Annotated in this window: 8 protein-coding genes; 2 read left to right on the forward strand and 6 right to left on the reverse strand. The window is 70.3% G+C overall.

Features of this window, described 5'->3' with window-relative positions; all coding sequences use genetic code 11:
* Nucleotide 1: 1 nt before the first annotated feature.
* Nucleotides 2–4,855, reverse strand: coding sequence for an NAD-glutamate dehydrogenase (locus AAC979_RS13770; RefSeq protein WP_371349058.1), 4,854 nt, complete (start codon nucleotides 4,853–4,855; stop codon nucleotides 2–4).
* A gap of 252 nt (nucleotides 4,856–5,107) precedes the next feature.
* Between AAC979_RS13770 and AAC979_RS13775 the strand changes: the two genes are divergently transcribed.
* Nucleotides 5,108–5,815, forward strand: coding sequence for an OmpW family protein (locus AAC979_RS13775; protein ID WP_371347443.1), 708 nt, complete (start codon nucleotides 5,108–5,110; stop codon nucleotides 5,813–5,815).
* Nucleotides 5,816–5,876: 61 nt separating this feature from the next.
* Here the strand turns inward: AAC979_RS13775 and purH are convergent, their stop codons facing one another.
* The 3 genes from purH to rsmB form a co-directional block, all read right to left on the reverse strand.
* Nucleotides 5,877–7,478 (reverse strand): bifunctional phosphoribosylaminoimidazolecarboxamide formyltransferase/IMP cyclohydrolase, encoded by a 1,602-nt coding sequence (gene purH / locus AAC979_RS13780; RefSeq protein ID WP_371347444.1) that lies wholly within the window; start codon nucleotides 7,476–7,478, stop codon nucleotides 5,877–5,879.
* Nucleotides 7,479–7,723: 245 nt separating this feature from the next.
* Nucleotides 7,724–9,442: a heparinase II/III family protein gene (locus tag AAC979_RS13785; RefSeq protein ID WP_371347445.1), complete on the reverse strand. Its 1,719-nt coding sequence runs from the start codon at nucleotides 9,440–9,442 to the stop codon at nucleotides 7,724–7,726.
* A 123-nt stretch (nucleotides 9,443–9,565) separates the two neighbouring features.
* A complete protein-coding gene (gene rsmB, locus AAC979_RS13790) occupies nucleotides 9,566–10,906 on the reverse strand; it encodes a 16S rRNA (cytosine(967)-C(5))-methyltransferase RsmB (protein WP_371347446.1) in 1,341 nt (446 codons plus the stop codon).
* Nucleotides 10,907–11,068: 162 nt separating this feature from the next.
* Between rsmB and AAC979_RS13795 the strand changes: the two genes are divergently transcribed.
* The gene (locus AAC979_RS13795; protein ID WP_371347447.1) at nucleotides 11,069–12,040 is read left to right on the forward strand and encodes a glucokinase; all 972 of its coding nucleotides are present in this window, start codon (nucleotides 11,069–11,071) and stop codon (nucleotides 12,038–12,040) included.
* Here the strand turns inward: AAC979_RS13795 and AAC979_RS13800 are convergent.
* Both AAC979_RS13800 and AAC979_RS13805 read right to left on the reverse strand, forming a co-directional pair.
* Entirely contained in the window at nucleotides 12,015–12,797 is a 783-nt protein-coding gene (locus AAC979_RS13800; protein WP_371347448.1) for an RluA family pseudouridine synthase, read from the reverse strand. The genes AAC979_RS13795 and AAC979_RS13800 overlap by 26 nt on opposite strands.
* Nucleotides 12,798–12,839: 42 nt before the next feature.
* Complete coding sequence (locus AAC979_RS13805) at nucleotides 12,840–13,622, reverse strand: 3-hydroxybutyrate dehydrogenase (protein ID WP_371347449.1); 783 nt, start codon at nucleotides 13,620–13,622, stop codon at nucleotides 12,840–12,842.
* Nucleotides 13,623–13,712 lie beyond the last annotated feature (90 nt).

Raw genomic sequence — 13,712 nt, forward strand, 5'->3', positions numbered from 1 at the left:
CCTAACCGCGTACCAGATCGCCGATGAGGCTCGCCGCCACGGAGAGCTTCGACACGCTGAGCCCCGATCCGGCGATCTCGTGCACGCCGTTGCGCGCCCGCTCCACCACCTCGCCACGCGCCCGCGCCCAGCTCGACACGCCCGCGACGCCGGCGCCGTGCTCCTCGATCACCTCGGCGGTGAGCCGGCGCACCGCGCTCTCGAACGCCGCCAACGCCCGCTCCAGCGCCAGCCGGTCGTAATAGTCCGTCACCGACAGAGTCCGCGCCGGCCCGAGAATGCGCTCCAGCCGGAACAGCAGGGCGACGGCGAAGAAGGTCACGGCGGCATCGGCCAGCGGCGCGCGGGTGCGGTCGGCGATCAGCACGATATCGGTGGCGCTCTCCACCGCCGGCAGGCGGGCGATGCGGCGCGCCAGTGCCTCGGGCACGCCGGCCTGCGTCCACTGGCTGATGCGGGCGTCATGCAGCACCCGCGCCTCTTCCGGCAGCAATTCGCGCACAGGGCCGGCGAGCACCTTCTCCACCGGGGGGATGCCTGCGGCGTAATGGCCGACGAGGTCGTCGAGATTGCGCCGGAGGTCGACATTGCGCAGGAACCAGATCGAGCGATCGAGCAGCATGTCCTGGACGACGCCATAAAGGTCGAGCTGCACCGCCCCCGGCACCAGCCCGTCCAGCGCGTCGATCTCGCGGTTCAGCGCGGCGAGGCCGAAACCGTCGCGCACCACGGCGAAGGCCTTGGCGATGCTGTCAATGCCCGCGCCGGTCTCATCCGCCAGCCGGGCCACGAAGGCCGGCCCGCCATGGTTGATCATGGCGTTGGAGAGACGGGTGGCAATGATGTCGCGGCGCAGCCGGTGGTGCTCGATGCCCTCCGAGAAGTGCTCGCGCAGTTCCAGCGGAAAATAGGCCGCCAGTTCGCGCGCGAGATAGGGATCGTCCGGCACGTCGGTGTCGAGCAGGTCCGAATGCACGGAAAGCTTGGCATAGGCCAGCAGCACCGCCATTTCCGGGCGGGTCAGCGCCTCGCCGCGCCCGCGCCGCTCCGCGATCTCGCTGTCGGAGGGCAGATACTCCACCGCCCGGTCGAGCAGGCCGCGCGCTTCGAGCCGCTGCATCAGCCGCTGCAGGAAGCCGAGATCGTCGAGCCCGCGCATTTCCGCGAGCGAGAGCGCCAGCGTCTGCAGATAGTTGTTCGTCAGCGCCAGCGCGGCGACATCGCCGGTCATGCCGGCCAGCACCTGCGCCCGCGCCTGCGGGTCGAGCCGCCCCTCGCGCAGGGCCGGCGCCATGGCGATCTTGATGTTCACCTCGATATCGGAGGTGTTGACGCCGGCGGAATTGTCGATGGCGTCGGTGTTCAGCCGCACGCCACGCCGCGCCGCCTCGATGCGCCCACGCTGGGTGACGCCGAGATTGGCGCCCTCGCCGATCACCCGCGCCCGAATCTGGCTGCCGGTGATGCGCACGCCGTCATTGGCGCGGTCACCGGCCTGCGCGTCGGTCTCGCTGGTCGCGCGCACATAGGTGCCGATTCCGCCGAACCACAACAGGTCCACCGGCGCGCGCAATATGGCGCTGATCACCTCGGCGGGAGAGGCGGAGGGCACGTCGAAGCCCAGCACCTCGCGCATGGCCAGGGTGAGCGGAATGCTCTTGGCGCTGCGCGGGAACACGCCGCCACCGGGCGAGATCAGCGACTTGTCATAGTCCTGCCAGGAGGAGCGCGGCAGCGCGAACAGCCGCCGGCGCTCGCGGAAGGAGAGTTCGGGGTCGGGATTGGGATCGAGGAAGATGTCGCGATGGTCGAAGGCGGCGACCAGGCGGATGGTGTTCTCCAGGATCATGCCATTGCCGAACACATCGCCCGACATGTCGCCGACGCCGGCCACGGTGAAGGGCGTGCGGCGAATGTCGATGTCGAGTTCGCGGAAATGCCGGCGCACCGCCTCCCAGGCGCCGCGCGCGGTGATGCCCATCGCCTTGTGGTCATAGCCGACCGAGCCACCGGAGGCGAAGGCATCGCCGAGCCAGAAGCCGCGCTCCAGCGAGAGCGCATTGGCGGTGTCGGAGAAGGTGGCCGTGCCCTTGTCGGCGGCGACCACGAGATAGGGGTCGTCCTCGTCATGCCGCACCGTCTGCGCGGGATGCACGGTGCGGCCGTCCTCGATATTGTCGGTGAGGTCGAGCAGGCTGGAGATGAACAGCTTGTAGGCCTCGACACCCTCGGCCTGGATCGCCTCGCGCGGCCCGGCGGGAAGCTGCTGCGGCACGAAGCCGCCCTTGGCGCCCACCGGCACGATCACCGCGTTCTTCACCTGCTGCGCCTTGACCAGGCTGAGCACCTCGGTGCGGAAATCCTGCGGCCGGTCGGACCAGCGAAGCCCGCCGCGCGCCACCCGGCCGAAGCGCAGATGGATGCCTTCCACCCGCGGCGACTGGACGAAAATCTCGAACAGCGGCTGCGGCTGCGGCAGGCCCTCCACCTCGGCGCTGCGGAATTTGAAGGCGATGGTCGGGCGGTGCACGCCCTGCGCGCTGCGCTGGAAGAAATTGGTCCGCACCGCCGCCTCGATGAGATTGGCGAAGCGGCGCAGGATGCGGTCCTCGTCGAGGCTTGGCACATCCGCCAGCGCGGCCTCGATGGCGGCGCGCAGTTCCTCCTGCCGCTCGACGCGGCGCTCGTGCATCTCCGGGTCGAAGCGGGCATGGAACAGCGCCACCAGCTTCTGCGCGAGGGCGGGATGGGCGTTCAGGGTCTGCCAGAGATAATCCTGGCTGAACGGCATGCCGGCCTGGCGCAGATAGCGCCCCAGCGCCCGCAGCAGCGCGATGTCGCGCCAGCCAAGCTGGGCGTTCAGCGCCAGCGCGTTGAAGCCGTCGCTCTCGCCGCCGCGTAGCACCGCCATCAGTGTCGCGTGCAGGCGCGGGCCGAGCTTGTCGAGCGGGATGTCGCCGCCGCCGCGCCGCGACAGCAGCATGTCATGCACATAGACGGGTGTGCCGCCGCCGGGCCGGACGGTGAAGGTGCGCTCGTCAATGACGACGAAGCCCATGGATTCGAGCAAGGGCACCCGCTCGGAGAGCAGGCGCGGCACCTTGTAGCTGAACACTTTGAGCGCGACGCGGCCGCGTTCGCGCAGCGTCGAGGCGCGGAAATCCGCCGCTACCGGGCTCGCCTCGCCGAGATCCTCGATCAGGCGCAGATCGTCGATCGCCTCGGCCGGTGTCGCCGCCGCCTGGTAGCCGGCCGGGAACGCCCCGGCATAGCGCTCCATCAGCTCGCTCGCCTTGCTGGCCGGCACGGTGGCCGCCAGCGCCTCGGCAAAGCCGTCGCCCCAGGTGCGGATGATGGCGCCGATGGCCTCTTCCAGCGTGGCGCGATTGACGTTCGGCACCGCGCCGGGGCCACGCTCGATGATGAAATGCACCCGGGTGAGCGGCCCTTCGAGGAAGAGCGGGCGGAACGAGACCACCTGCCCGCCGAAGCTCGACGCCAGCAGATGCCCGATCTTCACCCGCACCTCGCTGCCATAGCGTTCGCGCGGGACGAAGACGAGGATGGAGACGAATCGGTCGAAACGCTCGTTCAGCGCCAGCACCCGCACGCGCGGATGCTCGTCGAGCTGAAGAATGGCGAGGGAGAATTGATAGAGCGCCGTGGTGTCGATCTGGAACAGATCGTCGCGCGGATAGGTCTCCAGCACTTTCACCAGCGCGCGGCCGGAATGGCTCTCGGGGGCGAAGCCGGCGCGCGCCAGCACGGTGGCCGCCTTGCGCCGCAGCACGGGAATCGTGCGCACCGAGCTCGTATAGGCGGTGGCGGTGAACAGGCCGGAAATGCACAGCCCGCCGACCACCCGCCCCTGCGCGTCGTAGCGTTTGACCAGCACCACGTCGATCCAGGCGCGCCGGTGGACATTGGACAGGGTGCGCGACTTGGTGACGATCAGCGGGCTGGGGTCGGCCAGCGCCTCGGCGATGTCGGTGCTGACGGAGCGGGGATCGCCGGTCGGGCGGAACAGCCGGAAGGACTCGTCCGCCATCAGCCCCAGCGCGTCGTCCATGCGCCGCTCGAACACCGTGGTCTTCGAGGCGCCGGGCGTGCCCGCGCTCTGGTAATGGCGGCAGCCGAGAAAGGTGAAGCGGCCGGCGAGCAGCCATTCGAGAAAGGCGATCGCCTCCTCGCGGTCCTCGCGCGGCACCAGGGCGGGGGCGAGGGTGAGATTGGTCACTGCGGCGCGTACCTGCGCCATCATCGGCTGCCAGGCGGCGACCACCACGCGCACCTGGTTCAGCACCAGGCTGAGTTCGTCGATCAGCGCCGCCCGCCGGCCTTCATCCTCGATTCGCGGCACATGGATCTGGATCAGGCTCTCGCGCCGCATGCGGGCGCCGGCCGGAGTCTCGCCGGGAACGAGGCCGGTCACCTGCCCGCTGGCGTCGCGGTCCACTCCCATGATCGGGTGCACCACGAAGCTGGCGGTCAGCCCCTGCGCGTTGAGCGCGCCCATGAGCGAATCGAGCAGGAACGGCATGTCGTCATTGACGATCTCGATCACCGAGACCCGGGCGAGCCGGTCGCCGCCCTCGGCGGGCGGGAGCTGCTCGATGCGTATGTCGAAGCTGTCGCGCCGCCGGACCTTCAGATGGGCATAGGCGAGGCGCGCCAGCGCCGCGAGTTCATGCGGGGTGTAGACCCGCACATCCTCGGCCACGGCGCGGCCGAACAGGCCATGGGCGAACCGGGCCGGCACATCGCCGTCGGTCGCCTGCAGGATGAGGTCCGCCTGCTCGACGAGCTGGCGTGCGACGCGCTCGTCCTCGCTGGCCAGGAACCCTTCGACGCCCATCATCTCCCCCCGCCGGATGGCACGGGCCCCACCGAGAAGCCCGTCTACCGGCTGTAGCCGATTGTTCTATTATACGTCCATTCCGGCGGCTTGAATGCGGGCGATCCCTCGCCCCCGGCCGCTGTTGCCGGTTGGTCACAGAAAGATAAGACTATCGCCCGATTGATCTCGATCAAGCGCGCCACGCCCCCCTGCCCTCACGAATGGGCGCGTGCCCGGTACAGGGCTTAAGGGAATAAAGGGGTTTGGGGCATGTCGTCCATCCGGTCATTTTTTGCTCGCACCGCCGCGCCGGCGGTCCTCGCGCTCGCGGGCGCCGCTCTGATCGCGGCCCCGGCGGTCGCGGCTGACATCAACACGGCCGCGCCGCTCGCCTATAAGGCGCCGGCGCCGGTGGAGGAACAGAGCCCGTGGCAGATCCGCGTGCGCCTGCTCGGCGTCATCCCCGAGGATAACGGCTCGGTGCGGGGCATCCTCGGCTCCGGGCTCGATGTCTCCGATTCCGTGGTGCCGGAACTCGACATCACCTATTACTTCACCAAGAACTGGGCGGCGGAGCTGATCCTCGGCGTCACCCCGCACGACATCAACGGCACCGGCGCGATCTCCAGCCTGAACAAGATCGGCGAGGTCTGGCTGCTGCCGCCGACCCTGACGCTGCAGTACCACTTCACCGATTTCGGCGCCTTCAAGCCCTATATCGGCGCCGGCATCAACTACACCTTCTTCTTCGACCAGAAGGCCTATTCGGCCGATTCGATCGACGTGAAGGACACGTTCGGCTGGGCGCTGCAGGCCGGCTTCGACTATATGTTCGACGCGCATTGGGGCTTCAACGTCGACGTGAAGAAGCTGTTCCTCAAGCCCGATTTCGATGTCGTGGTCGCCGGCCAGCCGCTCACCGGCAAGGCCAATCTCGACCCGTGGATCGTCGGCGTCGGCGTCACCTACCGCTTCTGAGGCAAGGCGCCTCACACGCAAAGGGCCGGCTCACGCCGGCCCTTTTTCGTTGCCCACCCGCTCAATGGCGGAAATGGCGCACGCCGGTGAACACCATGGCGATGCCGGCCGCATCCGCCGCCGCGATCACATCCGCGTCGCGGATCGAGCCACCCGGCTGGATCACGGCGGTGGCCCCGGCCTCGATGGCGGTGATGAGGCCATCGGCGAAGGGGAAGAAGGCGTCGGAGGCCACGACGCTGCCGCGCGTCAGTGGCTCGGCATTCCCAGCCGCCTCGGCGGCGTCGCGCGCCTTGTGGGCGGCGATGCGGGCCGAATCGACCCGGCTCATCTGCCCGGCGCCGATGCCGACGGTCGCGAGGTCGCGGGCATAGACGATGGCGTTCGACTTCACATGCTTCACCACGCGGAAGGCGAAGGCGAGGTCCGCCAGTTCCTTCGCCGTCGGCGCGCGCTGGGTCACCACTTTCAGCGCCATGTCGTCCACCACGGCATTGTCGCGCGACTGCACGAGATAGCCGCCGGCGAGCGACTTCACCGCCAGCCCGCCGCCGCGCGGGTCCGGCAGGCCGCCGGTCACCAGCAGGCGCAGATTCTTCTTGGCGCCGACAATGGCGGCGGCTTCCTCTGTCGCGTCGGGGGCGACGATCACCTCGGTGAAGATGTCGACGATGGCGCGCGCCGCGTCGGCGTCCAGCGTGCGGTTCAGCGCCACAATGCCGCCAAAGGCCGAGGTCGGGTCGCAGGCCAGCGCCTTGCGATAGGCCTCAACCAGCGTTTCGCCTTCAGCGACGCCGCAGGGATTGGCGTGCTTGACGATCACCACCGCCGGGGCGCGGGCGGGGTCGAACTCCGCCACCGCCTCGAAGGCCGCGTCCGTGTCGTTGAGGTTGTTGTAGGACAGCGCCTTGCCCTGGAGTTGGCGGGCGGTGGCCACCCCCGGCCGCGCCGGGCCGCCGACATAGAAAGCCGCGCTCTGGTGCGGGTTCTCGCCATAGCGCAGCGCCTCCGCGAGGCGTCCGCCGAACACCCGGCTTTCCGCCGCCGCTTCCGCGTTCTCCTTCGCCTCGACCTCGGCGAACCAGCCGGCGATGGCGCCATCATAGGTGGCGGTGCGGGCATAGGCGAGCTGCGCCAGCCGGCGGCGGGTGGCGAGCGTGGTGCCGCCCTTTTCCGCGATCTCCGCCAGCACGGTGTCATAGCTCGACGGATCGACCACGATGGCGACATCGGCATGGTTCTTGGCGGCGGCGCGGATCATCGCCGGCCCGCCAATGTCGATGTTCTCGACGCAGTCATCATAGCCGGCGCCGCGCGCCACCGTGGCCTCGAACGGGTAGAGATTCACCACCACAAGGTCGATCGGCAGGATGTTGTGCTGCTCCATCGCGGCGCGGTGGGCGGCATCGTCGCGAATGGCGAGAATGCCGCCATGCACGCCGGGATGCAGCGTCTTCACCCGCCCGTCCATCATTTCCGGAAAGCCGGTGAGGTCGGACACGTCGAGCACCGCCAGCCCCGCTTCCGCCAGCGCCTTGCGCGTGCCGCCGGTGGAAACCAGCGCGATGCCCTTGGCGGCGAGCGCCTGCGCGAAGGGCACGAGGCCGGTCTTGTCGGAGACCGAGAGAAGGGCGCGGGCGATGGGGCGGATGTCAGCGGACATGGAAGCGGCCAATGCGTTGAAACGGGGAAGCCGCCGCCCCTACCACGTCTGGCCTTCCGGGTGAACCGTGCGCAGAGCCGACCCGCTATGTGGGCAGAGGAGCGGGCGCCTCCCTTAACCCTTCACTGCCGCCATCGTCATCCCTGAACGGCCGCAGGCCGTATCCGGGATCGCGCGACGATCGGCGAGCGATCCCGGCTCTCGCTGCGCTCGGCCGGGATGACGAATTGGGAAAAGGCGAGGGATCAGCCCCGCAGCGCTTTCAACTGGACGAAGGTCCATTCCACCCGCGGCGTCTGCCGGGCATTCCCGGTGATGACGAGCTGATCCGTCCGGCGCGGACCGGCGCCGCTGCCGAGAAAGATGCTCTCCTCGATCGTCACGCTGCTTCCCGGCGCGGTAAACGCCCAGTCATCGCCATCGGGCAGGCGCAGGATCACCGTCTGCCCGTCCGAGGTGCGCGAGGGCTCGACCGAGGGATGCAGATGGAAGCGCACCGCATAGCGGCCGGGCTGGTCGGCGGAGAATTCCTCGCCCTGCGCCACCCGGAACAGATCCTCGCCGTCGAGCCGCATACCATCCGCCGACAGCCGCCAGGAGCGCTGGTGGATGAGGCCGTAGCGCGCCGCATAGCCGTCATGACTGGCGCGCAGCACGTCCGCACCGCCGCGCTCACCCCGGTCGACATGCAGATCGCTGGGACCGCTGAGCACCGGCGCCCCGCACAGTCGCGTCAGCGGGCCGGCGGCGAGAAAGCGACAGGACGAGGCCTCCTCCACCACGGCGGCCGAATGCGCCGCCGTCTGCCGAGCCGCTGCCCGCCATTCCTCGCGCCCGGCGGCCGGCAGGCCGCAATTGACAACGATACGGTGCCGCCCGGCCGACAGCTCGAAGGACAGGCAGCCCGCATGCGCGTCGAGGCTCACCGGCAGCGGCGGCGGCGCCCCGGTATCGGCGATCACCACGGTGGTGCCGGCCTCCATGCGCTGGTAGCCGGAATAGGGCGCGTTCGCCACCGGGCGCCCGCGCGCATCGTCATAGGCGAGCACGGTGGCGAGCACGTCCGCCGGCGTCGGCCCCATGCCGTTGAACAGCGCGAAGGCGCCGTCGACATGCCGGAAAAAGCGCAGCATCGGCATCATCCGGTCGAGCGCGTTGAGCAGCGCCGGCGGCGGCGCCACATGCCGGGCCTCGTAGCTCTGGCGCAGCGGCAGCAGGTCGAGCAGCACATCGAGCAGCATGCCCGGGTTGCGGCTGACATGGCCGCCATCGCCCAGCACCTGCCGGTCGAGTTCCTCGACCAGCCGCTTCTGCGCCGCGCGCATCAGCCGCGTCTGGTCGGCCATGCAGAGGCTGGCCAGCGACAGCGACAGCGCGCAGGCAAGGCGCGCCCGCCCGTCCGGCGCGCCCGGGCCGACGCTCTTGATGTAGCGCACCTGCGCCGTGAGGCTGCGGATGAAGCGGCGGTGAAAGCCGGGATCGGCGTCCTGCAGGATCAGCGGCGCCTGGGTGAGCCAGCTCGTCACCCGCCGCGCCGCCACCTCGGGCGACGAGGCCAGCGGCAGGCGGTGGCCGCGCATGGCGATCCAGTCGCCGACCAGCGCGCGGGCATGGGCGCGGGCGACGGGCGAGGCGGCGGCCTGCAAGTGCCGCAGCCAGCCGAAGGAATAGAGCTCGCGCGCCCAGTCCGGCGAGGGCGGCTCCATCTCGAAGGGAGAGGCGCCGTCGGTCAGCACCAGCTTGCCGGCGAAGCTGTAGCGCCCGGCATAGAAGTCGGCCGCGCGCGCGGGGTCGCCGGTGCGCAGTTCATGCGGGGCGAACAGCAGCCGCGAGGGCACCGGCACCGCCGTCGCCCGCCAGGGGAACCAGGGATGCGCCAGAGTGTGGGCGACCAGCCGGTTCCAGCCGGTCTCAAGCGCGAACAGCGCCAGACGGGCGCGCTTCGCGTGGATGTCGCGGGCCATCAGCGCCTCAGCCCCTCTCGAAGACGCCGGGAATCACCAGCTTTGCCATGGCCGCGAGCTTAGCGGAGCGAGTCCGTGCGTCCAGTCGGCGGGCGAGGCGGCGCGCGGCAGGAAGGGACAGGCTCATCCCCGCCGCAGCCGCGCGGCGAAGAAGCCATCGAGCCCGGCAAAGCGCGGATCCTCATCCGGCAGATGCGTCGGCAGGGTACGCACCTCGCCGGCGGCGTTGATCCATTCCGCCGCGATGCCGCATTCGCCCGGCTCCACCGGCACGCGGGTGAAATCCGGCCGGCGCTCAAGGAAGGCCGCGACCTGGCGCTCGCCTTCCTCCGGCTCCAGCGAGCAGGTGGAGTAGACCAGCAGCCCGCCCGGCTTCACCATGTCGGCGGCGTGGGTGAGCAGGCGCGCCTGCAGATCGGCCAGCGCGGCGATATCGCCCGGCGCCTTGGTCCAGGCGACATCGGGATGGCGGCGAATGGTGCCGGTGGCCGAGCAGGGCGCGTCGATCAGCACGCCGTCGAACGGCCCGGCATTGAGCCGGGTGGCGTCGGCCTCGACGATCTCGGCGGAGAGGTTCAGCCGCGCCAGATTGGCCTTGAGCCGGCGCAGGCGCGGGCCGGAGCGATCCACCGCCACCACCCGCGCGCCGGCGGCGGCGAGCTGGGCGGTCTTGCCGCCGGGGGCGGCGCAGAGATCGGCGATGGTCATTCCCGCCGCCGGGCGCAGCAGCCGCGCCGGCAGCGCCGCCGCCGCGTCCTGCACCCACCATTCACCCTCGGCAAAGCCCGGCAGCGCGGTGACGTTCCCGGCCTCGACAAGACGGATCGAGCCCGTGGGCAGCAGCCGGGCCCCGAGCTTTTCCGCCAGCGCGGCGGGGTTGTCGCGGGCGGTGAGGTCGAGCGGGGCCTCCTGCGCCAGCGCCCGCGAGATCGCCTCCCCGCGCGCCGGACCATAGGCCGCTGTCCAGCCTTCCACCATCCATTCCGGCTGGTCGGCGACATTGGCCAGCGCCTCCCGGCCCTCGCGGGCGATGCGCCGCAGCACCGCATTGGCGAGGCCCTTGAAGCCGGCGGTCGCCGCCTGCTCGCCCGCCAGCGTCACCGTGGTGCCCACCGCCGCATGGTCGGGCACGTCCATGAACAGGATCTGCGCCGCGCCGGTGAGAATGAGCACCTCGACCCGGCGCGCCTTCTCAGGGATTCCGCGTTCGAGCAGCGCCCGCAGCCGCGCGCGCAGGCTGCCGAGCCGGCGCAGCGTCGTCGCGGCGATCATCCGCGCCAGCGCCCGGTCGCGGTCCTCCAGCCCACGGGTCAGCCGTTCCAGCGTCTCTTCGAGCGGATGGCCGGTGTCGAGCACTGCCAGAACCGCCTCGGCGGCGGCGCGGCGGGCCGCAAGGCCGGGCGTCTCGGCAGCGGCGGGGGAGCCCGAAGCCGGGCGGCGGGAGGACGAGCGCGTGTCTGTCATTCCGATGGGACTAGGCCGAGCCGGAGGCGAAGGCAACCTTATCCGCAACTTCCCGCCAAGGGTGCATCCAAATGCAGGCGTGGGGGTTGTCGAAGCGGGCCGGAATGGGCCCTAATCCGCCTTGTGCCTCCTCCCCCGGCCTCGTCCTGCAGCGAACGGAACATGCCCAGCAAGATCCTCATCGCCGATATTGGCGGAACCTCCTCCCGCCTCGCCCTGGTCGGCCCGGACGGCGTGCCGCGCGACATCCAGATTCACCGCAATGACGATTTCGCCGGCTTCGAGCGGATGATCGAGGCCGATCTCGCCCAGCGCGGCGAGGGTGCGCGCTCCACGGTCGGCGGCGCCGTGCTGGCCGTGGCGGGGCCGGCCGATGAAGAGGTGATACGGCTCACCAATCGCGACTGGTCGTTTTCCAAGCGCGAGATGCGCCGCTATTTCGGCTGGCAGAAATTCAGCGTGCTGAATGATTTCGAGGCGCTGGCGCTCGGCGTGCCGGCACTCGCGGCCGAGGACCTCGTCGCCGTCGGCGGCGGCCATGCCGAGCGCGACGCGCCGATCCTGGTGTGCGGGCCCGGCACCGGCTTCGGCACCGCCATGCTGGTGAAGACCGGCCGCAACCGCATGGTGCTGACCGGCGAAGGCGGGCGGGTACGGCTCGGCGCCGCCGATTCGGAAGAAGCGCTGCTGCTCGGCCATATGGTGCGCGAGCTCGGCCCCGTCGTGGTGGAGCACGCGCTCTCCGGCTCGGGCCTTGCCCGCGTTCACCGCATCCTCTCCGGCGCCAGCCTGGCCCCGGAGGACGTGATCGCGGCGGCACGGCGCGACGAGGACGCGGCCCGGCACAGTTGCCATGTGTTCCTGCGGCTGTTCGGCCGCATCGCCGGCGATCTCGCGCTCATCACCAATGCGCGCGGCGGGGTGTTTCTCGCCGGCGGCGTCTCGGTGGGGCTGGCCCCGCTCTTCGCCGACTCCGCCTTCCGCGCCGCCTTCGAGGAGCATCCGCCCTTCGAGGCGCGGCTGGCGGAGATTCCGGTGCACGTCATCACCCACCCGACGCCGGGGCTGATCGGCTGCGGGCAGTTCGGCGGCCGGGTGGCGCGCACGCTCAAGCCGGGCCTGCGGGTGGTGTAACGCCGGCGCGCGGCGTGAAGGCTGCGGCATCCGCCAGCGCTTCCAGCGCGGCGGGGTCGAAGCCGGCGCGCTGCAGCGTGGCCCGCATATGCGGGGGCAGCGGCGCCCGCACATCCACCGCCTCACGCCCCTTCTTCTGCGGGATCACCGCCCGGCGCGAATGCAGATGCAGGATCGGCCCGCCCGGCAGGCGGGAGGCGCCGCCATAAATGCTGTCGCCGAGAATCGGGTGGCCGATGGCGTCGAGATGCACCCGCAATTGATGGGTGCGCCCTGTGAGCGGGGAGAGCGCCAGCACCGCCAGCCCCTCGCCCTGCGCGATCATCTCCCATTCGGTGACGGCTTCCTGCCCACGGGGATCCACCGCCATCCACCAGCCGCGCGTCGGCGAACGCTTGGCGAGGCGCAGCTCGATCCGCCCGCGTGTCTCCGCCGGCACGCCGCGCACCACCGCCATATAGGTCTTGCCCACCGTGCCGTCGGCGAACGCCTTGCCGAGGTCGGCCAGCGCCTTGCGATGGCGGCCAAGCACCAGACAGCCGGAGGTGTCCTTGTCGAGCCGGTGCGCCAGTTCCGGCGCATTGGGCAGGCCGAAGCGCAGCGCGTCGAGATGGTCGGCCAGCGTCTCGCCGCCTTTCGGTCCCTTGTGCACGGCAAGGCCGGCCGGCTTGTCGATGACCAGCATCATGCCGTCGCGGTGGAGCACGCGGGCGGCGATGTCGAAGGCGGGCGGGGCGGGCGTGACGGTGTCGCTCATCGCGCCGTCACACCACAAAGCCGCCCGCGCGTCGAGAGGCGGCTATTTCGCCACCCAGCCGCCATCCATCTGCTGCAGGGCACCGGTGATCGAGCGCGCCGCGTCGCTGGCGAGGAACACCGCCAGCGCCGCCACCTCCTCGACGGTCACGAACTGCTTGGTCGGCTGCTCCGCCAGCAGCATGTCCTTCACCTGCTGCTCGGTCATGCCGCGCGCCTTCATGGTGTCGGGAATCTGCTTTTCCACCAGCGGCGTCCAGACATAGCCGGGGCAGATGGCGTTGACGGTGATGCCGAACGGCGCCGTCTCCAGTGCCACGGTCTTGGTGAGGCCGGCAATGCCATGCTTGGCGGCGACATAGGCGGATTTGAACGGCGAGGCCACAAGCGCATGGGCGGAGGCGGTGTTGATGATGCGGCCCCAGTGCCGCGCCTTCATGCCCGGCACGGCGGCCTTGATGGCATGGAAGGCGGCGGAAAGGTTCAGCGCCAGGATGAGATCCCATTTGTCGTCCGGGAACTCCTCCACCGGCGCGACATGCTGCATACCGGCATTGTTGACGAGGATGTCGACCGAGCCGAGTTCCTTTTCCGCATAGGCCACCAGCCCGGCGCAGGCCGCCGCCTTGGTCAGGTCGGCGTCGGAATAAAGCGCGCGGACGCCGAACTCGCTTTCGATGCCGGCGCGCAGCGCCTCGATCTCGGCGGCGTCGCCGAAGCCGTTCAGCGTGACATTCACCCCCTCGGCGGCGAAGGCGCGGGCGATGGCGAGGCCGATGCCACTGGTGGAGCCGGTGACGACGGCGTTCTTACCCTTCAGGGACATAGTAAATTCCTCATGCGACAGGACGGGCGGCCGCGGCCGCCCGCTGGATTCTAGGGCGGAGCGATGACGTCGCCATCACCGCCCCGCCTC

This window comes from Ancylobacter sp. IITR112 (assembly GCF_041415945.1).
Lineage (GTDB): Bacteria > Pseudomonadota > Alphaproteobacteria > Rhizobiales > Xanthobacteraceae > Ancylobacter.

Excerpts from the sequence above, each read along its gene's own strand:
- AAC979_RS13770 (WP_371349058.1), bottom strand. The coding sequence starts at position 4,855 with ATGGGCGTCGAAGGGTTCCTGGCCAGCGAGGACGAGCGCGTCGCACGC.
- AAC979_RS13775 (WP_371347443.1), top strand. The coding sequence starts at position 5,108 with ATGTCGTCCATCCGGTCATTTTTTGCTCGCACCGCCGCGCCGGCGGTC.
- purH (WP_371347444.1), bottom strand. The coding sequence starts at position 7,478 with ATGTCCGCTGACATCCGCCCCATCGCCCGCGCCCTTCTCTCGGTCTCC.
- AAC979_RS13785 (WP_371347445.1), bottom strand. The coding sequence starts at position 9,442 with ATGGCCCGCGACATCCACGCGAAGCGCGCCCGTCTGGCGCTGTTCGCG.
- rsmB (WP_371347446.1), bottom strand. The coding sequence starts at position 10,906 with ATGACAGACACGCGCTCGTCCTCCCGCCGCCCGGCTTCGGGCTCCCCC.
- AAC979_RS13795 (WP_371347447.1), top strand. The coding sequence starts at position 11,069 with ATGCCCAGCAAGATCCTCATCGCCGATATTGGCGGAACCTCCTCCCGC.
- AAC979_RS13800 (WP_371347448.1), bottom strand. The coding sequence starts at position 12,797 with ATGAGCGACACCGTCACGCCCGCCCCGCCCGCCTTCGACATCGCCGCC.
- AAC979_RS13805 (WP_371347449.1), bottom strand. The coding sequence starts at position 13,622 with ATGTCCCTGAAGGGTAAGAACGCCGTCGTCACCGGCTCCACCAGTGGC.